The 24,179-nt window shown below is 33.7% G+C and carries 22 protein-coding genes; 17 read left to right on the top strand and 5 right to left on the bottom strand.

The features are described 5' to 3' along the window. Positions 1-21 precede the first annotated feature (21 nt). The 10 genes from cydA (at position 22) to ACYFX0_RS14185 (ending at position 12,472) form a co-directional block, all read left to right on the top strand. A complete protein-coding gene (gene cydA / locus ACYFX0_RS14230) occupies positions 22-1,425 on the top strand; it encodes a cytochrome ubiquinol oxidase subunit I (protein WP_000448870.1) in 1,404 nt (467 codons plus the stop codon). Continuing rightward, positions 1,412-2,428, top strand: a complete 1,017-nt coding sequence (gene cydB, locus ACYFX0_RS14225) for a cytochrome d ubiquinol oxidase subunit II (RefSeq protein ID WP_000950083.1) — start codon at positions 1,412-1,414, stop codon at positions 2,426-2,428. Before cydA ends, cydB begins: the two co-directional genes overlap by 14 nt. Then, positions 2,428-4,149 carry a thiol reductant ABC exporter subunit CydD gene (cydD, locus tag ACYFX0_RS14220; RefSeq protein ID WP_000824030.1) on the top strand — a complete coding sequence of 574 codons (1,722 nt, stop codon included), beginning with the start codon at positions 2,428-2,430 and terminating at the stop codon, positions 4,147-4,149. Before cydB ends, cydD begins: the two co-directional genes overlap by 1 nt. Next, complete coding sequence (gene cydC, locus ACYFX0_RS14215; RefSeq protein WP_016077848.1) at positions 4,146-5,870, top strand: thiol reductant ABC exporter subunit CydC; 1,725 nt, start codon at positions 4,146-4,148, stop codon at positions 5,868-5,870. Before cydD ends, cydC begins: the two co-directional genes overlap by 4 nt. A 132-nt stretch (positions 5,871-6,002) precedes the next feature. Beyond that, positions 6,003-7,151 (top strand): hypothetical protein, encoded by a 1,149-nt coding sequence (locus ACYFX0_RS14210; protein WP_000662898.1) that lies wholly within the window; start codon positions 6,003-6,005, stop codon positions 7,149-7,151. Between the two features lie 107 nt (positions 7,152-7,258). Then, positions 7,259-9,820 (top strand): glycosyltransferase, encoded by a 2,562-nt coding sequence (locus ACYFX0_RS14205; protein WP_001245915.1) that lies wholly within the window; start codon positions 7,259-7,261, stop codon positions 9,818-9,820. A 19-nt stretch (positions 9,821-9,839) separates the two neighbouring features. Continuing rightward, positions 9,840-10,970: a DegT/DnrJ/EryC1/StrS aminotransferase family protein gene (locus ACYFX0_RS14200; protein ID WP_000427951.1), complete on the top strand. Its 1,131-nt coding sequence runs from the start codon at positions 9,840-9,842 to the stop codon at positions 10,968-10,970. Next, entirely contained in the window at positions 10,963-11,529 is a 567-nt protein-coding gene (locus tag ACYFX0_RS14195) for an acyltransferase (protein ID WP_001084172.1), read from the top strand. The genes ACYFX0_RS14200 and ACYFX0_RS14195 overlap by 8 nt, the downstream gene beginning before the upstream one ends. 184 nt (positions 11,530-11,713) lie before the next feature. Next, positions 11,714-11,935, top strand: coding sequence for a hypothetical protein (locus tag ACYFX0_RS14190; protein WP_000459099.1), 222 nt, complete (start codon positions 11,714-11,716; stop codon positions 11,933-11,935). Positions 11,936-12,025: 90 nt separating this feature from the next. Further along, complete coding sequence (locus tag ACYFX0_RS14185) at positions 12,026-12,472, top strand: DUF6376 family protein (RefSeq protein ID WP_000695203.1); 447 nt, start codon at positions 12,026-12,028, stop codon at positions 12,470-12,472. 35 nt (positions 12,473-12,507) lie between these two features. Here the strand turns inward: ACYFX0_RS14185 and ACYFX0_RS14180 are convergent, their stop codons facing one another. From ACYFX0_RS14180 to ACYFX0_RS14170, 3 genes are all read right to left on the bottom strand, one after another. Then, on the bottom strand, positions 12,508-12,846 hold the full coding sequence (locus ACYFX0_RS14180; RefSeq protein ID WP_460270801.1) for an EamA family transporter: 339 nt from the start codon (positions 12,844-12,846) through the stop codon (positions 12,508-12,510). Then, entirely contained in the window at positions 12,839-13,180 is a 342-nt protein-coding gene (locus ACYFX0_RS14175) for an EamA family transporter (protein WP_000805128.1), read from the bottom strand. The genes ACYFX0_RS14180 and ACYFX0_RS14175 overlap by 8 nt, the downstream gene beginning before the upstream one ends. 143 nt (positions 13,181-13,323) lie before the next feature. Continuing rightward, on the bottom strand, positions 13,324-14,325 hold the full coding sequence (locus ACYFX0_RS14170; RefSeq protein ID WP_000926336.1) for a S66 family peptidase: 1,002 nt from the start codon (positions 14,323-14,325) through the stop codon (positions 13,324-13,326). Positions 14,326-14,652: 327 nt separating this feature from the next. On the opposite strand from ACYFX0_RS14170, the gene ACYFX0_RS14165 reads away from it, so the two are divergent. Continuing rightward, entirely contained in the window at positions 14,653-15,606 is a 954-nt protein-coding gene (locus tag ACYFX0_RS14165) for a D-alanyl-D-alanine carboxypeptidase family protein (RefSeq protein ID WP_001080883.1), read from the top strand. A gap of 246 nt (positions 15,607-15,852) precedes the next feature. Next, positions 15,853-16,455, top strand: a complete 603-nt coding sequence (locus ACYFX0_RS14160; RefSeq protein WP_016077846.1) for a nitroreductase family protein — start codon at positions 15,853-15,855, stop codon at positions 16,453-16,455. 42 nt (positions 16,456-16,497) lie between these two features. Here the strand turns inward: ACYFX0_RS14160 and ACYFX0_RS14155 are convergent, their stop codons facing one another. After that, a complete protein-coding gene (locus tag ACYFX0_RS14155; protein WP_001215914.1) occupies positions 16,498-16,668 on the bottom strand; it encodes a hypothetical protein in 171 nt (56 codons plus the stop codon). A gap of 601 nt (positions 16,669-17,269) precedes the next feature. Between ACYFX0_RS14155 and entFM the strand changes: the two genes are divergently transcribed. Beyond that, positions 17,270-18,568, top strand: coding sequence for an enterotoxin EntFM (gene entFM, locus ACYFX0_RS14150; RefSeq protein WP_097807721.1), 1,299 nt, complete (start codon positions 17,270-17,272; stop codon positions 18,566-18,568). 99 nt (positions 18,569-18,667) lie between these two features. Here entFM and ACYFX0_RS14145 read toward each other — a convergent pair whose 3' ends face one another. After that, positions 18,668-19,432: an alpha/beta fold hydrolase gene (locus tag ACYFX0_RS14145; protein WP_001194308.1), complete on the bottom strand. Its 765-nt coding sequence runs from the start codon at positions 19,430-19,432 to the stop codon at positions 18,668-18,670. A gap of 236 nt (positions 19,433-19,668) precedes the next feature. Between ACYFX0_RS14145 and ACYFX0_RS14140 the strand changes: the two genes are divergently transcribed. The 4 genes from ACYFX0_RS14140 (at position 19,669) to ACYFX0_RS14125 (ending at position 24,164) form a co-directional block, all read left to right on the top strand. Next, complete coding sequence (locus ACYFX0_RS14140; RefSeq protein WP_016077845.1) at positions 19,669-21,429, top strand: ABC transporter ATP-binding protein; 1,761 nt, start codon at positions 19,669-19,671, stop codon at positions 21,427-21,429. A gap of 40 nt (positions 21,430-21,469) precedes the next feature. Further along, positions 21,470-22,147: an envelope stress response regulator transcription factor HitR gene (gene hitR / locus ACYFX0_RS14135; protein WP_000612415.1), complete on the top strand. Its 678-nt coding sequence runs from the start codon at positions 21,470-21,472 to the stop codon at positions 22,145-22,147. Continuing rightward, the gene (gene hitS, locus ACYFX0_RS14130) at positions 22,144-23,217 is read left to right on the top strand and encodes an envelope stress sensor histidine kinase HitS (RefSeq protein ID WP_016077844.1); all 1,074 of its coding nucleotides are present in this window, start codon (positions 22,144-22,146) and stop codon (positions 23,215-23,217) included. The genes hitR and hitS overlap by 4 nt, the downstream gene beginning before the upstream one ends. 227 nt (positions 23,218-23,444) lie before the next feature. Next, entirely contained in the window at positions 23,445-24,164 is a 720-nt protein-coding gene (locus ACYFX0_RS14125) for a 3-ketoacyl-ACP reductase (RefSeq protein ID WP_000818985.1), read from the top strand. The last annotated feature ends 15 nt before the right edge of the window (positions 24,165-24,179 follow it).

Raw genomic sequence — 24,179 nt, 5'->3', positions numbered from 1 at the left:
TATGAAGGAAGTGATTTTAGTATGGAAACGCTCGAATTGGCACGAATACAGTTCGCATCAACAACGATTTTCCATTACTTTTTTGTTCCGCTGTCAATTGGTTTAGCTTTTATTATTGCGATAATGCAAACGTTGTATGTGGTAAAAGGGCAAGAAGTATATAAGAAGATGGCAAAGTTTTGGACGCAATTATTCCTTATTAACTTTGCAGTAGGTGTAGTAACAGGTATTTTACAAGAATTTCAGTTTGGTATGAACTGGTCAACGTATTCACGTTTTGTAGGTGATGTATTTGGTCCCTCACTTGCAATTGAAGGATTACTGGCATTTTTCATTGAGTCTACATTCCTAGGTTTATGGGTATTCGGTGAGGATAAATTACCGAAGCGAATTCACTTAATGTGTATTTGGCTCCTTTCAATTGGAACGATGTTATCAGCATTCTGGATTTTAACTGCAAGTGCATTTATGCAGTCACCTGTCGGGTATGAAATGGCAGCTGATGGTCGTGCACAAATGAATGATTTCTTAGCCATTATTCAAAACCCACAACTATGGGTGCAATTCCCGCATACAATTACAGCAGCAATTGCAACAGGTGCATTCTTTATTGCGGGTGTAAGTGCATGGAAAATTACAAAAGGACAAGAAACTGTAGTATTTAAAAAATCTTTCCGAATTTCTATCATTGTTGGAACAATTACAACGGCGCTTGTATTATTCTTCGGTCATGCACAAGCGCAACAATTAATTAAGACACATCCAATGAAGATGGCGGCAGCTGAAGCACTATGGAATACAAGTGAGGATCCAGCGCCATTTACAGTATTTTCGAAAATTGATACAGAGAAGAAAGAAAATTCGTTTGAAATTCAAATCCCTTATATGCTAAGTCTATTATCGTATGATAAGTTTAGCGGTCAAGTTGAAGGGATGAATCAAATTCAAAAACAATATGAAGAAAAATATGGACCTGGGGATTATATTCCTCCAGTGCATACAATGTTTTGGAGTTTTAGAGCGATGGTAATGAGTGGAACATTCATGCTTCTTCTAGGAGCTTACGGATGGTTCTTATCAAGAAAAGATCGTTTAGCTGAAAAAACGTGGTATTTAAAATTAATGGTGTATGCAATTTCTCTTCCATTCATCGGTAATACAGTAGGGTGGATTATGACTGAAATGGGTCGTCAACCTTGGGTTGTATTTGGTGTAATGAAAACAGAAGATGCTGTATCACCAAATGTAACATTCGGTGAAGTATTATTCTCACTTATTTCATTCACATCAATGTATTTAATTATGGGTGGAATTTGTGTGTACTTATTTGTTCGTACCATTAAGGGCCACACGAATAAGAAAACGAAAAAGGATTATCAAAGCCATGATCCATTTGATAAGGAGGAAGAGTATGTTATCTCTTAATGAGTTATGGTTTTTAGTTATTGCAATCTTATTTGTTGGATTCTTCGTACTGGAAGGTTTCGACTTTGGGGTAGGAATGGTTTCGAGGTTTTTAGGAAAGAATGATTTTGAAAAACGAGTTTACTTAAATACAATAGGACCGTTCTGGCACGCGAATGAAGTATGGCTTGTTTGTGCTGGTGGAGCCATGTTTGCGGCATTTCCGCACTGGTATGCAACTTTATTTAGTGGTTTTTATATTCCGTTTGTATTTATGCTTCTTGCTTTAATTTTAAGAGGTGTTTCCTTTAAATTTCGTGCGAAAATAGATAATCATAAATGGAAGAGTGCGTGGGATTGGGGGATGTTTATTGGAAGTATGTTACCTCCTATCCTTTGGGGAGTTGCGATTGCAAACTTTATGGTAGGTGTACCTATTGATGAGAGTAAAAATGTTGTAGGTGGATTCCTGCAATTACTTCATCCATTTGCGTTACTTGGGGGAGTAATGTTTCTCCTACTATGTATTGTTCACGGATTACAATTTCTTACGATACGTACAACTGGTAAATTGAGAGAACGTGCACGAATTGCTGCAATAAAAATTGCACCATTTTCATTAATTACACTTCTTGTTTTTGCTGGTGTGGGGTTATGGAAAACCGACATTTTCACTGCTCATGGAACAGAATGGATTATGGTACCAATCGGAGCTTTTGTAGCACTATTAGTGTCCACTTTATTAAATAAAAGAAGAAGAGATGGTTGGGCTTTCTTTATGACGAGTTTAACAATCATTTTACTAAGTGCGAGTGTATTTATCGGTATGTTCCCACGTGTTATGATTAGCTCTTTAGGAGCAATGAATGATTTGACAATTTACAACGCAGCATCAGGAGCTTATGCATTAAAACTTATGACTTACTTTGCGATTGCTATTTTGCCTTTCGTTATCGGAAGTCAAATATGGAGTTATTATGTATTTAGACAACCTGTTAAGTCAGACAACGATTTGGAGTACTAATGAAAAGAAAAAGAGGACTTCCGTCTTATCCCGGTAGCCGTATTTTATATGTAGCGTTAACGATTATTAGTATTTTAGAAGCTTTTAGTATTATTGCGCAAACAATCTTTTTAGCACGAGCTATTACGTTTTTATTTCATGGAGAGACAGTACAAACAATATTAAGTGAAATTGTTTATTTTGGTATCGCGTTTGCAGCGCGTAACATAGTAGTTCGAACATCACAAATATTAGTGGAACGTTTTGCCGAAAAAACAGGGTCGTTACTAAGAAAACAATTGATAGAGGCATATTTCACATTAGGTCCAAGGTATGTTCAAACGGTTGGAACTGGTCATCTGGTTACCTTATCAATTGAGGGGATTGAGAAATTTAAAACATATATTGAATTAACGATTCCTAAAATGATTAGAAGCAGTATCGTTCCAGGTCTAATTGTACTATATGTTTTTACGCTAGATATTGAGTCTGGAATCATTTTAGTTGTAACGATTCCTATCGTGATCATATTTATGATTCTTCTCGGATTAGCAGCGCAAAAAATGGCAGATAGTCAGTATGAGATATATCGTGTACTTTCGAACCATTTTGTAGATACGTTAAAAGGTTTAGAAACATTAAAGTATTTAGGGAAAAGTGAACAGCACGAAGGAAAGATTGAAAAAGTAAGTAAAAGATATAGAAAAGCAACGATGCGTACTTTGCGAGTTGCTTTTCTTTCTTCTTTTGCATTAGATTTCTTTACGAGTTTATCAATCGCGTTTGTGGCAGTTGGATTAGGGATACGCTTAATAGATGGAACGATTATACTATTACCAGCCCTTACAATTTTGATTTTAGCTCCGGAATATTTTCTGCCGATTAAACAAGTGGGAGCAAATTATCATGCGACATTAGATGGACAAATTGCGATGGAGCAAATAGAAGAGATTTTGCAACAACAAAAAGGAATAGAAAAGAAAGATTTAAATGAAGATATAGTATGGAATGCCTCTAGTAGCTTGAAATTACAAGATATCAAAGTTAATAATACTGAATCTGAGAAGGCTATATTAGAAAGGATTAATGTTACTTGGGAAGGTAACGGTGCTATTGGTGTTATTGGTGAAAGTGGTGCGGGGAAATCGACGTTAATCGACGTATTAGCCGGGTTTTTATCTCCTTCGAGTGGAAAGATGTTAGTAAATGGTCTAGAAGTTGATGGATCTACTCGTGAAGATTGGCAAAAAAATATTGCTTACATTCCGCAGCAACCTTATATTTTTCCGCTTTCATTAAAGGATAACATTCGTTTTTATGAAACAAATGCAACAGATGAAGAAGTTGAAAGAGTTATTAATGAAGTCGGCCTTCGTTCACTCGTTACATCACTTCCAAATGGGATGCACGAAAGAATTGGAGAAGGTGGACGTATGCTAAGTGGCGGACAAGAACAGCGTGTTGCTATGGCGCGTGCACTTTTAAGTAAAAAACCAATCATTTTATTAGATGAGCCTACGGCACATCTTGATATTGAAACCGAATTTGAAATAAAGCAAGCGATGTTACGTCTATTTAATGGAAAATTAGTATTTTTAGCAACCCACCGTCTACATTGGATGAAACAAATGGACCATATCCTTATTTTAAATAAAGGGGAAATGAAAGAAAGTGGGACGTATGAAGAACTTTTAGAGAATGAGACATTACATTTTCATAGGGAAGAGAGGGGAGAGAAATGAGCAACTGGGTTAAACCTTATATAAAACAAAATAAAGGTAGAATGACTTTAACTATTTTCCTTGGTCTTCTTGGAGTTAGTTCAGGAGCGATGTTACTTTTTATTTCAGGTTATTTGATCTCAAAATCTGCCCTTAGACCAGAAAATGTAATGGCTGTATATGTTCCTATTGTTGCAACAAGAGCGTTTAGTATAGGGCAAGCTGTGTTTCATTATATAGAGCGCTTAGTCGGACATGATGTCGTACTACGTATATTAGAAAAAATGAGAACGAAACTATATAGAATAGTAGAACCACAGGCGTTATTTTTTCGTTCTCGATTTCAAACGGGTGATATGTTAGGAGTGTTATCCGAAGATATAGAGCATTTGCAAAACCTATATTTACGTACAATATTCCCTAGCATATTAGCGCTAGTTGTTTATAGTATCTTCGTACTTGTTATCGGTGCATTTGACCTTGTGTTTGCACTTATTGTAGGTTGTATGTTAGCTATTATCGTGTTTCTTCTTCCGTTTGTATCATTACTTTTAATGAAGAAACACCATGTTACTTTGAAGCAAGGTAGAAGCCGTTTGTATCAACAACTGACGGATGCTGTTTTTGGATTATCTGATTGGCAGGCGAGTGGTCGTAAAGGTGAATTTATTAATGAGTATGTAAAACAAAATGATCAGTTGTTAAAAATAGAAAAGAGAGTGAAACGCTGGTATCATATTCGGGACAGTATCATTCAATTAGTAGTAGGTATTGTAGTTATTTCGATGATTATATGGACTGGGAATGAAGCGGCAAGCGAACAAATTGCTCCAACCGTAATCGCAGCTTTCGTATTAATGACTTTATCTGTAACGAACGCGCTTATTCCTATTGCAGATGCCATCGATCGAATCCCGTCGTATGTAGAATCTACTCATCGTCTTAATCGCGTAGAAAGTGATAGTGTTTTACATGATGAAATGGATTTGCAGGAGGAGAAAGATTACATTGAACCAAAACATGTAGATATTGAACTGAATCACGTATCGTATAGTTATCCAGATAGTAACGAGATTGTATTAAAAGACGTATCATTACAAATAAAAGCAGGGAAGAAAATTGCTATTTTAGGCAGGAGTGGGACAGGGAAATCTACTTTACTAAAATTATTAACAGGTGCGTTAAGCCCAGTAAATGGCAAAGTTGTATTGAATGGTAAACGAGCTCATACGAATCTTTTATCTAAATATATTTCTGTATTAAATCAAAAGCCACATTTGTTTGATACGACAATTGGAAATAATGTGAGAATCGGCAAACCAGAGGCGACGGATGAAGAGATATGGAAAGCTTTAGAGAAGGCACAATTAGCTTCACATATTACTTCTCTTCCAGCCGGATTACAAACAAAAATGCATGAAATGGGAAAACGGTTTTCTGGTGGGGAAAGACAAAGGGTTGCTTTTGCTAGAACTCTTATGCAAGAAACACCAATTATTGTACTTGATGAACCGACTATCGGTTTAGATCCAAAAACAGAATTGTCTTTAATTGAAACAATGTTTTCTGCAACGGAAGAAAAGACGGTTATTTGGATTACGCACCATCTTGTAGGAATAGAACATGTAGACGAAGTAATATTCCTTGATCGTGGCCAAATTGTCATGCAAGGTAGCCATAAACAACTTCTGAAAGAAAATGAAAAGTATCGTAAACTTTATGAGTTAGATAAAGGAATATGATTTGAATAAGCAATAATTGTAAAAATAGCTACGCCTAATGGTGGAGCTATTTTTTTGTTAGATTGCAGGTGTATATGATTGTTACGAATTAAAAATGAATTTCATATTATACATATAATGGAGGGGATGTACATGAAGGAGCAATTTAAAATCATTGTTTTAAGTGATGAATTATCAGGGGATAGGATTCGAAATACGTTAGACAAAAATAAATGTAAAACAATAGTTCATGTTGTAGACGTTTCAAATGTTGTTCGTATAGAAAGTTCTTTTCAATATATAGTCATTTGGAGAGGGGACGCAGAAAAACTTACAAATGACTTGATAAATAGGGGCGTACAAAGTTCAAAAATTATTAATTTAACAAAATACATGTATGAATGGAAGGATAAATTAATTTCTATCTATCAAATAAATCCGGATCTTATGTCTTTATACATTTCTATAAAAAAAGCAAAGAGTGATCCGACGTATGAATTGTTTGCTACCGGTTTGTCTTATCCACATTGTGGCATAAGTACGGAGCTCCTCTCAAAAAAGTCAATAAAATTAACACTTCCATCTCAAGATCTATACTATGATTATTTAATAGCGTCACAACTTCTATCAAACACTCATTCATTTCAATATTGTTTAATAGGAATAGCTTATTTCTCGTTTTACTTTGATATGTCGTTATCATCTGAATCATATAGAATTCACAAAGTATATTATCCATTGTTTCAAGATGGTCATCATACTGTAGTTTATTCTCCTTTACCCACGGATGGATTCTTACATCTAAATACTCCGAAACCACTTTTTTCTATTTTTAATTTGCATTTTGAATATATTTTATTAGACGAACTAAAAGATGAATCATTGATACTGCCTTGGATAAATGCTGAGTGGAATACCACTCCTCTTCACATTCCTTTTGAAGAACACGGGAAAATAAGAGCAGCTTCACACGCTAAATTGGCGTATCCTCATACTTTAGTTGAAAATAAAATGATTTTTAAGAAATATTTAGAATTACTATTAAAAAACGATATAAAGCCATTAATTGTTGTATTCCCTGTTACTTCACATTATTTCAATTGTAGTAGTAAGAAATTAAAAGAAGATTTTTATAAAGTTATAAATGAGTTTCAAACTCAATATTCTTTTCAAATCATAGATCTATTTGATTCGCCATTATTTTGTGAGGATGATTTTTATGATAGTGATCATATGAATAAAAAAGGTGCAAATAAAATGTCCGCGTTATTAAATATGTTTATTCAGGAACGAAAAGTATGATATTTTGTTTCATGTTTGCATAAAAGTATATAGGCTCCATACAGTTAAAGTAATGTGATTTTTGTGTCGCGTATATAAATAATATGCGAAGAGGTGAGAGAGTTAAAATGAGAAATCGTATTGAAAGAATTGAAGAGGTCGTAGAGCAACTTCCGTTGGTAAGTGTGTTAATTCCTACGTATAATCGTCCTCGCTACTTTGAAAAGGCGTTATGTAGTGTGTTAGAACAAACGTACCCTAATATAGAAATTATAGTTGGAGATGACAGCACGAATGACGAAACAGAAAAGGTGTTACAAAAATATTTATGTGATCATTTAAATATTATTTATATAAAAAACAGATCAACTCTCGGACAATTTGAAAATGCGCTAATGTTATTTCATGAAGCGAACGGTGAGTATATAAATTTTTTAATGGATGATGATATATTTCATGTGAATAAAATTGAAAAGATGATGAAGTATTTTTTCAATGATCTAGATAATGAAATTAAGCTAGTAACATCTCATCGTCAAGTAATTGATGATAAAGGGAAAGAACTACGACATATTTATTCAACTGTCCGTTTATTTGAAGAGGATACGATTATAGAGGGAATAGAATTAGGAAATAAGGTAATTGTGGATCAAAAAAATTATATTGGAGAACCAACAACAGTTTTATTTCGTAAAAATGAGTTACAAGAACCGTATGGGATTTTTGATAAGAGGCGGTATTTATGTAATGTAGATATAGCTTCATGGTTATCTTTATTAAGTGAAGGAAAAGCAGTATATATAGCAGAGACACTTAGTTACTTTCGATTACATCCAGATCAACAGTTAAATGAATCTAATAAAATGATGGATGGGTTAGAAGATTTTTCACACAGTATTATAGCGGGAGAAAAATATGGTTTCTTATCCAACGAAAAAGATTTAGACAAAGCGATAACTAATTTTCTAGATTATGCAAGAAGGATAGTTCCATCATCGATATTATATACATTAGACTATTACCAAAAAATTAGAGGAAAGAAAATAAATATAGAAAAGAAAAAACAGCATATAAATAATAATTCTTCTTTACCGAAAGTAAGTATACTTATTCCTGCATACAATAGACCTTATTACTTGGAATTAGCGCTCAACAGTGCTCTGAATCAAACATATGAAAATATAGAAATTATTATTTCTGACGACAGTACAAATAATGAAGTCAATGTTATGATTCAACCGTACTTACGTGAATATGAGTGTATTACATATGTTAAAAATGAAACGCCATTAGTTGCTGAAAACTTTAATAAGTGTATAGAACTTGCGAATGGGGATTATATAAACTTTTTATTAGATGATGACTTATTTCATCATGAAAAGATCGAGAGAATGATGAAATACTTTTTGGCATTAGAAAACATTTCATTTGTGACGTCATATCGTGAACTGATTGATGAGAATGGAGAGATATTACCACCTTCAACATTGAATATGAAAATCGCGAAAGAAACAACACTTTTTGAAGGAAAAGAATTAGGGAATTATATGTTAAAAAACTTAAAAAATATAGTTGGTGAGCCGACAACTGTTTTGTTTAATCGGGATTTGTTTGAAGGTAAGTTTGGGTATTTTAAAGGAAAGGCTTATTCTGCTATTAATGATATTGCAACTTGGATAGATATGATGAGAAAAGGAAAAGTAGTTTATATACAAGAACCTCTTAGTTATTTTAGACAACATAGTGGACAAAATCAAAAACAAATGCATTTTATGTTAATGACAATTGAAGAGTGGATTGAATTAATTATAGATGCATATAATAGTGGATTTTTAAGTTCTGAAAGTGAGTATAAAGAGAGTTTATCTTATTGTTTAGAAAATGCGGGATTTATAGTTAAGGATGCAGTAAGAAACGGCGAAATAGATCAAATTTATAATGAAAAGATAAAAAAAGGGTTACACAAATTAGTTGCTCACATGTTTGAGAAAGAATTCTGTTATTGTCAATATTGCAATCAACAATTTGAAAAATTTTCACCTTGGCCAGCACATTATGATTTTCCGAAATATAAATTTGAGATGTGGAATAAAGATACAGGGATATGTCCAGTTTGTAATTCGATGGATCGTGAAAGATTGTATCGTACATACATTGAAACGGAAACAGACTTGTTAAATAGAAACTATACTATGCTTCATATTGCACCTGAAGCGAAGTTAAGAGATTGGTTTAACGAGTATAAAAATATTACGTACGTATGTGGTGACTTAGAACCAAAGGATCCATTAATGAAGGAAATTGATGTTACAAGGATTACATATGATAGTAATACCTTTGATGTAATATTATGTAGCCATGTGTTAGAACACGTTCCTGATGATGACAAAGCAATGCGAGAGTTATATAGAGTGTTAAAGCCAAATGGATGGGGAATTATTCAAGTACCAATCGTAATGAATGTAGATTTTATTGTAGAGAATGAATTAATTGTAACACCACAATTGAGGAAATTAGCTTTTGGTCAAGAAGATCATGTGAGAATTTATAATCAATCGGGATTTATTCAACGATTAATGAATGCAGGATTTAAGGTGGAATTATATAACATAGCGGAAAAACAAGGAATGAAAAGTGCTAGGAAATTTGGATTATCTGAAACAGATATGCTCTATATTGTCCGAAAATGATAGGAAGGAATAGATAGATATGGAGAATATTCCTTTTTTACGTGCTTCAACTGTACCTGTAATTGAGTATTTGGACGAATTGAAGGAAATTGATACATCTCACATATATACGAATTATGGACCTATAAATCAACGTTTTGAGGAAACAATTATGTCGGTATTTTTTCAAAACAGGGGAGCTGTTACAACAGTAGCAAACGCAACGTTAGGGTTAATGGCGGCTATTCAACTAAAGAAAAGAAGAAAGGGAAAGTATGCTCTCATGCCTAGCTTTACATTCCCTGCGACTGCCTTAGCCGCTATTTGGTGTGGATTGGAACCTTACTTTATTGATATTTCAATAGATGATTGGTATATGGATAAAACGGTACTTTTGGATAAGATAGAAGAATTAAAAGAAGAGGTTGCGATTGTTGTCCCGTACGCCACTTTTGGATCATGGATGAACTTAGAAGAATATGAAGAATTAGAGAAGAAGGGGATTCCGGTTGTCGTAGATGCGGCACCGGGATTTGGATTAATGAATAGAGGGATGCATTACGGTCAAGATTTTAGTGGAATGATCGTATATAGCTTTCATGCAACAAAGCCGTTCGGAATTGGTGAAGGAGGGCTCATATATAGTAAAAACGAAGAAGATATACAACGTATTAAAAGAATGGGGAATTTCGGATTTGATAAAAATCGTGAATGCACGATGATGGGGTTTAATTGTAAAATGTCTGAATACGCAGCAGCTATTGGGATTGCGACTATAAAAAAGTGGGATCAAAAATTAAAAGAACGCACCCGTATTTCTGAATGGTATAAACAGTTGTTACAAAATACTGGGTTAATGAAAAAAGGGTGGAAAGTCCAAAAGACAGAAGCAGTTATTCACCAATTTATGCCTATCATTTGTCCAGAAGAAGTTCGCAACATACAAGTAATAGAAGAACTGAAAAAACAGAAAATAGAAGCTAGATTATACTTTTCACCATCTTGCCACCAACAAGTTCTTTTTAAAAACTATAAGTCTACAGATTTAACAAAAACGAATAAAATAGCTAAACGAATCGTAAGTTTACCTTTATGGGAAGGAATGACGAAAGAACTAGTAGAGCAAATTGTAATCTGTTTAGAGCAGAAGGTGGTGTTGGTAGATGAATAGTTTTTATAGTCAAGAAGAACTAAAGAAAATTGGGTTTTTATCTGTTGGGAAAAATGTATTGATTAGTAAAAAAGCAAGTATATATAATCCGGGTGCTATATCAATTGGTAATCATGTAAGAATTGATGATTTTTGCATTTTAAGTGGCAAAATCACAATTGGAAGTTATTCGCACATATCAGCGTATACAGCGTTATATGGAGGGGAAGTTGGGATTGAAATGCATGATTTTGCAAACATCTCAGCTAAAACAATTGTATATGCAGTACTTGATGATTTCAGTGGAAATACATTAATGGGGCCAACCGTCCCGAATCAATATAGGGATGTGAAAGCAGAAAAAGTTATTTTAAAAAAACATGTGATTATTGGTGCTAATTCTATTGTTTTTCCAAATGTAACTGTAGGAGAAGGTACGGCAGTCGGCGCGATGAGTATGGTAAAAGAGAGTTTAGATGATTGGTATATTTACGCTGGAGTTCCCGTAAGGAAAGTAAAACCTCGTCAAAAAAAGATGCTAGAGTTAGAAATTGATTTTTTAAAAAGCATTCATTCTTAACAAAAAAGAATGAATGCTTTTTATTTTTATCCCGCTATTTGCCGGTAAAGATTCGACTGGTGAGGGCTAATTAAAGTTTCACTTTATGATAGAGCAGAGTGTATCTTAACTTATTATGTTTTAAATTTTGCTGACCAAGGCAATACTGAGCCATAGTGAATGTAAAGTTGGAGGGCGAGCGTATATGTTTGATGAGGATGGGATTGTATTAATTATGGAACCAGCTGATGAAAGAAACTTGAGGAGATTTATTTTTTCAGTGCCAAAGTCAGTGTATGAAAAGAAGGGGCTTACATTACACTATGGAACAGCTATAGGACAAGGATATATGGATATAATTGAAGATATTATAAGCGTACATATAGAAATAGATGTTGTAACGATAATAGGGCATGTAAGAGGATAAATAGCTATTTGAAAAAGGTTATAAACAATTTAGCTAGAAGTTATGTATAGAGAAAACTACAGACAATTATAAAGACGAAGGGAGTCTAAAATGAAAATAAAATCAATTTTATTAGTATTTATAGTTTCAATTGGTTTAATGGGATGTTCAATAGTGGAGGAAGGAAAGAACTCGATAGATTATGCTCAAAAGGCGACAGACTATGTAAATGAAATAAGTGCATTTGCAAATGATGCACCAGCATTAGCAGAAAAGGCCGTTAATGATAGTGAGGCTCGAAAAGAATTAGAAACGAAGCTTAGTGAAATTAAACAAGATATACCCGCATTCAATGAATTAACGCCACCTGATGTAGCAAAGGATCTTCATCAACAAATCGTCGGATATAACGAAAAGTTAAATACGTTAATTGATACGGCGATGACAAAGATAGAAGAAGGGAAAGTGGATGTAGAGCAATTTAAAAACTCAGAGCTTATGCAGACGGTAGATCAAGTTCGAGATTTGAAAGATAAGGTGCAAAATTTAGGTCAATAGTAAAAAGCTCCGTTTGTGATAAACGGAGCTTTTTACTATTGGATACAATAAACGATTACACCAAAGATAATAATCATGTTACCGATGAGTTTACGTTTCGTTATTTTTTCCCCTAGGAAATACCAACCGAAAATTAATATGATGATATAACTTAAGGATTCTAATGCTGATGCTTGTTTTAATTCCATGCCCTTCATGGCGATTACATTTAATCCAGCGTTAAGTACAAATAAAGAGTAGCCGATAATAACATAAGGATTCATATATTCTTTTATTCTAGAATCGTATTGTTGTAAAGTAGCTTTTTTTAATAATATTTGTGAGTAATTAGCTAAAATTATCCCGAAAATAAATAATAACATATAACTATTCATCTTTTGTCACCACCACAATTCCGACGATAATAATAGCTGCACCAAGTAAATGATTCCACTGAATCGTATCTCCAAATAGAAATACTGACCAAAGCATTGACCATAGTATAATAATCCCGCGATGTGAATATGCTTTTGAAATTTCGAAATGTTTAATTACTTGTTGCCATAAAATTGCATATCCGAATAAAAGTACAACTAGTCCGAAATAAGCAATAAAAAATGAGATTGAAGCAATTGGAAATTGAGCTGCCCATTTCATGTAAACCATAATGATAGAATATATCAAAAAAGCTACATGTAAAAATACATAATTTTTAATAGTTGGTTTCATTTATTCACTCTCTTTTGCATATAAATATATATTTATACCTAATTTTTCTAATGATAGATATTGGAACGTATTTTGTTTAATCTTTCACATTCCAAAGTATATAGTATCATGGCTTTTATTGTAAAACAATAGAAGCCATGCATTCATTTTTTCCAAGGTTCTACAATATGTATCGTTTTATTTGTTGCATCTAACTCTACTTGAACACCGATAGGCATGGTAATCATTGGATGTGTATGACAACAATCGAAGTCGGCTAGAAAAGGAATTCTTTGATTTTGAAGTACTTCTAATAGTATTTCAAAAGGTTTTCGATTTGTACCACAATCATCAAATTGCTCATGTTTTCCAAGAATGATACCTGAAATTTTATCGAATACACCGTTAATTTTAAGGAATGAAAAGCTTCTTTCGATAGTAGCTGCATCTTTTGAACTGTCCTCAATAAAGAGAATATCGCCCTCTTGAATATGTGGCATATAGGGGCTACCAAAAATTCCTTGTATCGTGTTTAAATTCCCGCCAATAATACGCCCAGTAGCTTTTCCATCAATTACTGAAATCCAATTGTTTGGTCGAAGTTCTTTCTCCTTCGTCTTTTTTTCCCAATTAATAAATTCATCTGACCAAAATAATGGTTGTTTTATATGATAAGGAAGAGATTGATCATGTAGTAAAGTTTCTGCAAAATATTTGTATGTGCAATTAACAAAAGGTTCAAATTCGCCAAAGGAAGGGACGAGAGCTGGCCCATAAAATGTAGGAATTCCTGTTTTAACATAAATTCCTAGTAATAAAGCAGTTGCATCTGAATATCCAATCATTATTTTAGGGTTATTTAGAAAAGCATCATAATCAATATAAGGTAATAGTGAATTTGAATTCATCCCACCAATTGTTGACATAATACAAGAAATATTAGGATTTCTTATCAAGGCATTTAGTTCCTCAGCGCGCTCTTGTATACTACCAGAACGATAAAAATCATATCGACCTGTTAATGAACCTTCTAATATATGAAACCCTTTCTGTTGTAAGTAAGATTTTGCTCGTTCAAATCTTTTTAGAGAAGTGTAAGTTACTGGTGAAGAAGGGGAATAGATCCCAATTGTGTCTCCGTATTGCAATGATTTTGGAAGTAGCATTTGAATGAATCCCTTCTATTAAATAGTTTATCCCGCTATTTGCTGTGCAGTAAGATCCCCACCTCAAAATTCAGTGAAAGCGAAGAAGTTAGGTGGGGGGCGGGCTGCCCGTAAAAGCCCGATTGGTGGGGCTGATTAAAGTTTCCTTTATTTACGAGAATTTATTATTGAATATTCTTACGTTTCAATATTGTAAGTTTACCATAAATAAATTAAAATAATCATTGCTGTATATGAATAAACATACCTTTTTGCCTTGACTGTATAAAGGAATTGTTGTTAAGGTTAAATGTGAGTGTATAAAAGGTTTGCTAAAGGAGTTTTGAAATGAATCGGTTAAAATGGGGAAGGATGACAGTCCTATTAGTCATTATTTTAGGGGTATGTTGGTTCTTATTCCAAGGAAATCAAAAGAGCGTAGCAAATGTAGAGGGACAACCTTTGCAAGTGGCAGAACTACCTAAAGCAGGATTTTCTGAAAAAGTAGTCCCGCCAAAGTACATCCCACCAGAAATTAATGCAAAAGCAGCTATGATTATCGATGCGAGTGATGGAGATATTATTTATCAATATAATGAAAATGAAGCTTTTGCACCGGCTAGTATGTCTAAGATGATGACAGCGTATCTCCTACTAGAGAGTATACATAACGGGAAAGTTCGCTGGGAAGATCCAGTTAAAATGAGTGCGAAGGCGGCACAAACAGAGGGAGCGAGAATCCCAGTACAAGTTAATGACACATTAACTGTTAAAGATTTATATCATGCATTAATGATTGAGTCAGCTAATAATTCAGCTGTGGCTTTAGCAGAACATATGGCAAAATCGGAGAAAGATTTCGTTCAGCTTATGGATGCAAAAGCGAAACAGTTAAAAATGTCGGAACATGCTAAATTTGCAAATGCTTCTGGATTACAAGAGCCAGATGGAAGTGAAACAAAAATGACGGCTGCTGATGTAGCACAATTGGCGTATCATCTTATAAAAGATTACCCGGAAATATTAGAAGTGACTCACTTACGCCAAAGTCAGCTAGCATTTAATAATATTAATGTTATAAGCACAAACGACATGTTAAACAAAAATAATAAAAGTTTATATATAGAAGGAATGGACGGACTAAAGACTGGATTTACAGATAGTGCAGGATACTGTTTTACTGGGACTGCCAAGCAAGGTGATAATCGAATTATTACAGTGGTCATGGGGACATCAAGTAAAACAAAACGTTTTACAGAGACGAATAAGTTAATGTCGTATGCATTTGGATTAGTTAATTAAGTAAGTAAAATACCAATCTAGATCGCTACATAAGTAAGACTGTTTGTTGTTACTAATTTTAGATAACAACAAACAGTCTTTTTATTTTAACTTTAAAAAGGGAAAAGATTCTAAATACAAGTGTTATCATTTGAGTTTATTTATTGCTGTGATATTATAAAGTTATAAGCTTATTAATAATAAGCTTGAGGGGCGTAATATGATGTATACATATGAAATAGCCTCAATTGAAAATTGGAGGGAATTATGATGGCAAAAGATTTTTACTCAGCAATTGAAGACAGAAGATCTATTTATGCAATTAGTAAAGAGCAAGTAGTTTCTGATGAGAAAATTCAAGAAGTGATTTATCATGCTGTAAAACATACACCTTCAGCTTTTAATTCTCAAAGTGCTCGTGTTGTTGTTTTATTAGGAGAACAACATGATAAATTATGGGATATTACGAAAGAAACGTTAAGAAAAATTGTACCTGAAAATAACTTTGCACCTACTGAAGAAAAAATGAATGCATTTAAAAGTGGTTATGGAACGGTTTTATATTTTGAAGACAGTGAAGTAGTGGAAGGCCTTCAAGCAAACTTTGCATTATATAAAGATAATTTCCCAACTTGGTCTCAGCAATCATCAGGAATGTTACAATTTGCAATTTGGACAGCTTTAGAAATTGAAGGGTTTGGTGCTACGTTACAGCATTACAATCCGCTAATTGATGAAGAAGTGAGAAAAGAGTGGGATGTTCCAGAAAATTGGAAACTCACTGCGCAAATGCCATTTGGTAAACCGGTAGTACAAGCTGGTGAAAAAGAATTCCAACCGTTAGAAAACCGTGTGAAAATTTATAAATAATTTGATAAAAGGTGAACAGGAATATAACCTGTTCGCCTTTTTTTATAAGTAATAAGGGTTTTTTTGTCCTTCATTTTTTATCTGATTTTTCAATTCATCTTTACGTGTTTCAACAACTGATACTTTTTGTAATGTTATCATTGAAACGAATTGAATAAAAGCATAGTACATCTCTATATTTTTTTGTATAGAATCATCTATTATATGTCTCACAAATATGCCTCCTCTTTTTATTAGGATATGTATATAATACTATGGTTATCCTATAAATTCTATAATTAGAAAAAGAGAACAATTGGTATAGTGTGTGCTTTCTTTAAAGGAGAAATGGTTTTTATAAAATAAATCTTACAATTCGTCAAATTATTTCAAAATTGTAGATAGTATAGAAAATTAGTTTTCTAAAAATATTATACTATTGATTAATAGAGTGATTTTTGTCATGATGAAAGTATACTTTATGTAAGGAGCTTTATAAGGAAATACATAATGTAGTTTGTATTAGGTTAATAGAATTTTTTATAGAAGATAGAAAAGGGATATTTTATATTGAGATATTAAATGAAATGTCGAATTTTTATGCGATATATAAGAAATTTGAAAAAATCATTGCAAAAACACTATGTTTAATGATAAAGTTCACATGAAGTTCACACGGATTTCACTTTGTTCATTTAAAATGAACTCTGTGTGAAAAATAAAACTCTTGCTAAAAAATGGAACTGGATGAATATTTTACTTTGATAATATTGTAAAGTATTAAAGTTTTAAGTTTTTTTAAGAGGATAGTAGGGAAAGGAAGTAAAGACAACTTATGAAAAAAGTAATTGCAGGTTTAGCAGCAGCTTCTGTAGCTGGCGTTGCAGTTCCAGGAATGGATTCTGCTCATGCACAAGTTTCAAATGAAGCGCTAAAAGAAATTAATGGACAAACTCAAACTCAAACTCAAACTCAAACGACTGTAACTGAAACAAAAACTGTAGAAACAACTTCTGAATTAAAATACACAGTAACTGCTGATGTATTAAATGTTCGTTCAGGTGCTGGTACAGGACATAACGTTATTTCTAAAGTAAAATCAGGCCAAGTGCTACAAGTAGTTGGACAAGAAAATGGTTGGTTCAAAGTAAACGTAAATGGTCAAACAGGTTATGTAAGTGGTGACTTCGTAACGACTGGTGGCAAAACAGGAACGACTGTTCAACAAGGAACAGGTACTTACACAGTAAACGTTTCTTCACTTAACGTACGTACAGGCCCAAGTACATCTCATACAGTATTAGGTTCTGTAAACAAAGGTAAAACAGTACAAGTTGTAGGTGAAGTACAAGATTGGTTTAAAATCAACTTCAATGGTGGAACTGGATACGTAAGCAAAGACTTCGTAACAAAAGGTGGTTCTGCTGTATCTAACGAAACACAACAACCAACTACAAACAACAATACTACAACAGTTCAAACTGGTGGTTCTTATGTTGTTAACACTGGTGCTTTAAAAGTACGTACAGGCCCAGCTACATACAACGCTGTAATCGGTGGAGTAACAAATGGTAAAGTATTAAACGTTACTGGCGCTGAAAATGGTTGGTACAAAATTAACCATAACGGCCGCACAGGTTACGTAAGTGCAGACTTCGTTAAGTTTGTAAAAGGCGGAGTAAATAACGTTACAAATAACAATAACAATAACGTTACAAATAACGTTCAACAACCAGGTAAAGACGTACAAAAACCAACAACAAGTGGAGATACATCTTCAATCGCTGGATTCGCTAGATCTTTAAATGGTTCACCATACAGAACTGCTGGTACAACACCTGCTGGTTTTGACTGCAGTGGATTCATTCACTACGTATTAAATCAAACTGGTCATAAAGGCGCTCGTCAAACAGTTGCTGGATACTGGAGCTCTAAAACAAAAACTAGCAATCCACAACCAGGTGATTTAGTATACTTCCAAAATACTTATAAATCAGGTCCTTCTCACATGGGTGTTTACTTAGGAAACGGTCAGTTCATTAGTGCAGAAACAGATGCAACTGGTGTACGTATTAGTTCTGTAAGTAACTCTTACTGGAGCAAGCACATTTTAGGTTACACAAAAGCATACTAAGAAAAAGTAGTTTTATATACTTTTCGTATAGAGAAAAGGCTTTCCAAGGAAACTTGGGAAGCCTTTTTATAGTTGAATAAATTGGAAGTTTAATAGTTTTTATTTTAACTTTCCATTTAAAAATCGATCATATAAGTCGTGGAAATAGTTAGGACGAAATAAGTTCGCTGCATGTCCTGCTAAAGGTATTTCCTTGTATAGAACGTTAGGTAAAATAGATTTCAAATCAAATAGACAAGATTTATAGAGATGATCATGCTCTCCCATTACCCATAGTATAGGGTGAGGGAGTGATTTTAATTTAGATTTTAAATCGAATTCTAACCGATGTCGTAATGACTGGGCAATTATGGATGAATGTAATTGTAATCCGAAACGGTAGTAAATATTTCTTGAAATGACTGCGAATGGATTTGCTTTTAGTATACCACTTGGAAAAATAGTATTTGCGTATTGAGAGAGCCATTTAGAGTATTCATCTCCTCGCTTCTCCCAAAAATTTTGAAATACATTATATAAACGAGAAGGGTTATTGTAATGTCCTCCAATATGACAAATACTTAATACTTTTTCTGGATGCATTTGTGCAAAAATTGTAGAGATGTAACAGCCGTAACTTAGTGCACAAATATGAGCTTTTTTAATATTTTCTTGTTCATATAAGTTTAATAATTGATCTACGAGGCGCTGTAATGAAAAGTCGATTGCTTCTCCTTTATCATCACCGTGACCTAATAAGTCATAAGTTATAATGTTGTAGGAGGCAGAAAATCGTTTTTGCTCCTTTTTGAAGGCGCGACGATTACCAACTAACCCATGAATAAAAATAATTGTTTCCTTTTCAGAATGTATATTTGTTTGCAAAAAGGATACTCCTTTCACTAACTGGAGATTTATATCGTGTTGTAAATTATTTATAATTTACATAGAATAATATTAAGTACCAGGTAATAATATCAGATGTTTATATCTGTTGTAAAGATGAGTTTTTATGTATATTTTGTAAAAATAGAAAAAGTGTGTTTACATTCAGTTTACATTTGTATCGTATTCTAATTTTAGAAAGAACAGATTTGTTTAACACGAGGAGATGAACAGGAATGGAAGTTAGAAATGAAATGAAGAAAAAAGGGAGTTGGAGGCAGTTTTTACGCCTTATTCAAGATACAAATCCTCCGAAAGGAATTTTAGTTTTTGCATTATTAATGAGTTTGCTTTCTACGGGAGCGAGTTTATTTATTCCCATGCTAACAAAAGGATTAGTAGATAATTTTTCGCTTTCTTCAATTAGTGCAGGACAAATTGTTGGGTTAGTTGCTTTCTTTGTAATGCAAACTATTGCGGCAGGGTTATCTATATATTTACTAAATTATATTGGGCAGAAGATTGTAGCGGGACTAAGAGAACGTTTGTGGAAAAAGGTACTTATCTTGCCGGTATCTTATTACGATCAAAATAGAACAGGTGATACGATTAGCCGTATGACGAATGATACAGGTGTTGTGAAAACGTTAATTTCTGAGCATTTGTCAAACTTATTAACAGGTGGTATTTCAATTGTTGGATCGTTAATTGTATTATTTGTTTTAGATTGGAAAATGACTGCGTTACTTTTAACGGTTATTCCGTTGTCTGTATTAATTTTAGTTCCACTTGGACGAAAAATGTATAAGATTTCAAAAGCGCTTCAAGATGAAACGGCATCTTTTACAAGTGTGTTAACGCAAGTGTTATCGGAAATTCGTTTAGTGAAATCTTCAAATACAGAAAAAAGAGAATATGAAACGGGTAATACAGGTATACAAAAGTTATTACAATTTGGTTTGAAAGAAGGAAAAGTGCAATCATTAATTTCGCCAGTTATGTCGTTTGTTTTAATGGCACTACTTGTTATTATCGTAGGATATGGCGGGATGCGAGTTTCTAGCGGTGCATTAACAACTGGTGAACTTGTAGCGTTTATTTTGTATTTAGTTCAAATTATAATGCCGATGAGTCAATTATCTATGTTCTTTACACAATTTCAAAAGGCAATCGGTGCAACGGAAAGAATTAGTACGATTTTAGAATATGAAGTAGAAGATCATGAAACTGGTGTGAAAGTGGCAAATGCTAAGCAGCCGATCGTTCTTGAAAATGTACATTTTGAGTATAACGAAGAAGAGCAAGTTTTGAAAAATATTGATTTCATAATTGAATCTGGAAAAGTGACAGCGATTGTAGGACCAAGTGGTAGTGGGAAAACAACGTTATTCTCATTACTGGAACGTTTTTATGAGCCAACTAGTGGTGCCATTAAATTAGGAAAAGAATCAATTACGAGTTATTCATTACAGTCATGGCGACGTCAAATCGGTTACGTATCACAAGATAGTCCGTTAATCGATGGAACGATTCGTGATAATATTTGTTACGGTGTTGAAGGCGAAGTAACGGATGAAGAAATTGAAAAAGTAGCAGCAATGGCATATGTTGATGCATTTATTCATGACTTACCAAACGGTTATGCAACAGAAGTTGGAGAACGCGGTGTGAAGCTTTCTGGTGGACAAAGACAGCGAATTGCCATTGCCCGAGCGTTACTTCGAAATCCGCAAATTCTTATGCTAGATGAGGCAACTTCAAGCTTAGATAGTAAATCTGAGTCTGTCGTTCAAAAAGCGTTAAATAACTTAATGAAAGGCAGAACAACGTTAGTGATTGCGCATAGACTTTCTACTGTTGTAGATGCAGATAAAATTATCTTTATTGAGAAAGGGAATCTTACAGGTAGTGGTACGCATGATGAATTATTACAGACGCATGATATGTATCGTGAGTTTGCAACGCAACAATTGAAAATTAAAGAGGGTGCATTTTAAAAAAATATATTAGATGCTAAGTAGAAAGGAAATGGTTCCTTTGATACCTAAAATTTTAATAGTAGACGACGATCCACACATTAGGGAACTCGTTTCTGTATTTTTAGAACGAGAAGGTTTTCAAACATATGAGGCAATTGATGGAGTAGATGCACTTCGGAAAATGGATGACGTAAAAGTCGATATGGTTATTCTTGATATCATGATGCCAAATATGGATGGATTTGATGTATGTTTTGAATTAAGAAAATACTATGATATCCCGGTTCTGATGCTAACTGCCAAAGGGGAAACATCACAAAAAGTAAAAGGATTTCACCTTGGGACAGATGATTATCTTGTAAAGCCATTTGACCCTATAGAACTAGTAGTGAGAGTAAAGGCATTATTGAAACGTTACCAAATTACAGTTTCACAATCGATTCAAGTTGGAAATGTATTATTAAATCGTAAAACATTCGAAGTTACATCTGGAGAACAAACGGTTACGTTACCGTTAAAAGAATTTGAGCTGCTCTTTACTTTAGGGTCTAAATCGGGAAGAACTTGTTCGAGAGAGCAATTAATTGAAGAAATATGGGGATATGATTTTGAAGGGAATGAACGTACACTAGACGTTCATATTAATCGGTTACGTGAGAAGTTTCAAGAAGAGCAGTCGAAATTTAGTATTAAAACGATAAGAGGATTAGGGTATCGCTTAGAGGTAAGTAAATGAGAAAAAGAAAACGAATGAGTAAGTTGAAGATGCTGAAAGTATTTGGAGCGGTATTAGCGCTCTTTTCTTTTCTTACTATCATTTGGTCTATCGCATTTTATGTAGCAACTAGTATATTGAATGCTTTTGACGTAAACGTATCGCCATTTGTTGCCTTTCTAATTAGTGATATGGTCGGTTTTGTATTTATTATTCTTATTTGGACATTAATTGGAATATTAATGAGGCCAAAACGAGAGGCAATGATTTGGACTATTATTGAACCGATACAAAAAATTGCAAAAGGAGACTTCTCCGTAAAAATACGAAATGAAGAAAAGTATGATGGAGAAATTGGCGTGCTCGTAAAAAGTATAAATGATATGACAGATGAACTGAATACGATGGAGAAAATGAGACAAGAATTTGTATCAAATGTTTCTCATGAAATACAGTCACCATTAACTTCTATAAAAGGATTTGCTAGAGCACTACAAGACGATAATCTTTCTGAGGAAAAAAGAAAGCATTATCTTACAATTATTGAAACTGAAACAACGAGATTATCTAAACTAAGTCAAAATTTACTAAAGCTAACTCTTTTAGAATCCGAAGAGTATACACCAGAGAGAGTGAGCTATCGATTAGATCAACAGTTAAAGCAAATTGTGTTAAATAGTGAACCACTCTGGGCTGAAAAAGAAATTGAATTAGATCTTGATTTAGAGAAAGTCCATGTAACTGCAGACCAAGAAAGTATGAGTCAAGTGTGGATTAATTTAATTCATAATAGCATTAAATTTACTCCAAGCGGTGGTACAATTACTATTCAGTTAAAGGAACATGAGACAGTAGTGGAAGTGCGTATCTGTGATTCAGGAATTGGTATATCAGAAGAACAGAAACAACATATTTTTGAGCGTTTTTATAAAGCGGATTCTTCACGAAATCGTGCCTCTGGAGGAAGTGGCTTAGGTTTAGCTATTGTAAAGAAAGTACTCGATCTTCATCAAGGAGAGATAAAAGTGGAGAGTGAGGAAGGAAAAGGTACTGAATTTATTGTGCGTATTCCTAATTATGAAGAAAAATAGTGTAGTGATAAAGAACCATTTTTTATTTCATACGCAGACACTCTTTTATGAGGAGGGTGTCTTTATTTTGCATGAATAATGATAAATACGTGCAATGAATGCATAGTAATTTTCTATAGTTACCTACAAGTAACCTACGCACATGAAAGTGCATCATTGCCTTTTTACATAAACATAGATACAATTTTAATATAATACATAACTGAGATGATTAAGGAGTGTTATACTTGGCAGAATTATTACAAGGCAAAAATGCTTTAATTACAGGAGCAGGTAGAGGGATTGGTCGCGCTGTCGCAATTGCATTAGCGAAAGAAGGCGTAAATGTAGGCCTATTAGCTCGTTCAGAAGAAAACTTAAAAGCTGTAGCGAAAGAAGTAGAAGCAGAAGGCGTAAAAGCTGTTATTGCAACTGCTGATGTTTCTTCATACGAAGAAGTGACTACTGCGATTGAAACGTTAAAAAATGGTTTAGGATCTATCGATATTTTAATTAATAACGCTGGTATTTCTAAGTTTGGTAAGTTTTTAGAACTAGACGTTGCTGATTGGGAAAAAATCATTCAAGTAAACTTAATGGGTGTATACTATGCAACTCGTGCTGCTTTACCGAGCATGATTGAACAACAATCTGGTGATATCATTAACATTTCATCTACAGCAGGACAAAAAGGTGCACCTGTAACAAGTGCATATAGTGCTTCTAAATTTGGTGTTCTTGGTTTAACTGAATCGTTAGCGATGGAAGTTCGTAAGCATAACATTCGTGTAACAGCTTTAACACCAAGTACAGTAGCAACTGATATGGCTGTAGATTTAGGATTAACTGATGGAAACCCTGATAAAGTAATGCAAGCAGAAGATATTGCAGAATTTATCGTAGCGCAGCTAAAATTAAATAAACGTACATTTATTAAATCTGCTGGGCTTTGGTCTACTAATCCATAGGAATTAAATTTAACT

The sequence above is a fragment of the Bacillus sp. NEAU-Y102 genome (genome assembly GCF_054788175.1).
The sequence above is the reverse complement of the archived record's forward strand: the minus strand, read 5'-3'. Positions and strand labels throughout refer to the sequence as shown.

Bases quoted from the DNA above. Each gene is read 5' to 3' on its own strand.
- cydA (WP_000448870.1), top strand. From the start codon at position 22: ATGGAAACGCTCGAATTGGCACGAATACAGTTCGCATCAACAACGATT.
- cydB (WP_000950083.1), top strand. From the start codon at position 1,412: ATGTTATCTCTTAATGAGTTATGGTTTTTAGTTATTGCAATCTTATTT.
- cydD (WP_000824030.1), top strand. From the start codon at position 2,428: ATGAAAAGAAAAAGAGGACTTCCGTCTTATCCCGGTAGCCGTATTTTA.
- cydC (WP_016077848.1), top strand. From the start codon at position 4,146: ATGAGCAACTGGGTTAAACCTTATATAAAACAAAATAAAGGTAGAATG.
- ACYFX0_RS14210 (WP_000662898.1), top strand. From the start codon at position 6,003: ATGAAGGAGCAATTTAAAATCATTGTTTTAAGTGATGAATTATCAGGG.
- ACYFX0_RS14205 (WP_001245915.1), top strand. From the start codon at position 7,259: ATGAGAAATCGTATTGAAAGAATTGAAGAGGTCGTAGAGCAACTTCCG.
- ACYFX0_RS14200 (WP_000427951.1), top strand. From the start codon at position 9,840: ATGGAGAATATTCCTTTTTTACGTGCTTCAACTGTACCTGTAATTGAG.
- ACYFX0_RS14195 (WP_001084172.1), top strand. From the start codon at position 10,963: ATGAATAGTTTTTATAGTCAAGAAGAACTAAAGAAAATTGGGTTTTTA.
- ACYFX0_RS14190 (WP_000459099.1), top strand. From the start codon at position 11,714: ATGTTTGATGAGGATGGGATTGTATTAATTATGGAACCAGCTGATGAA.
- ACYFX0_RS14185 (WP_000695203.1), top strand. From the start codon at position 12,026: ATGAAAATAAAATCAATTTTATTAGTATTTATAGTTTCAATTGGTTTA.
- ACYFX0_RS14180 (WP_460270801.1), bottom strand. From the start codon at position 12,846: ATGAATAGTTATATGTTATTATTTATTTTCGGGATAATTTTAGCTAAT.
- ACYFX0_RS14175 (WP_000805128.1), bottom strand. From the start codon at position 13,180: ATGAAACCAACTATTAAAAATTATGTATTTTTACATGTAGCTTTTTTG.
- ACYFX0_RS14170 (WP_000926336.1), bottom strand. From the start codon at position 14,325: ATGCTACTTCCAAAATCATTGCAATACGGAGACACAATTGGGATCTAT.
- ACYFX0_RS14165 (WP_001080883.1), top strand. From the start codon at position 14,653: ATGAATCGGTTAAAATGGGGAAGGATGACAGTCCTATTAGTCATTATT.
- ACYFX0_RS14160 (WP_016077846.1), top strand. From the start codon at position 15,853: ATGATGGCAAAAGATTTTTACTCAGCAATTGAAGACAGAAGATCTATT.
- entFM (WP_097807721.1), top strand. From the start codon at position 17,270: ATGAAAAAAGTAATTGCAGGTTTAGCAGCAGCTTCTGTAGCTGGCGTT.
- ACYFX0_RS14140 (WP_016077845.1), top strand. From the start codon at position 19,669: ATGGAAGTTAGAAATGAAATGAAGAAAAAAGGGAGTTGGAGGCAGTTT.
- hitS (WP_016077844.1), top strand. From the start codon at position 22,144: ATGAGAAAAAGAAAACGAATGAGTAAGTTGAAGATGCTGAAAGTATTT.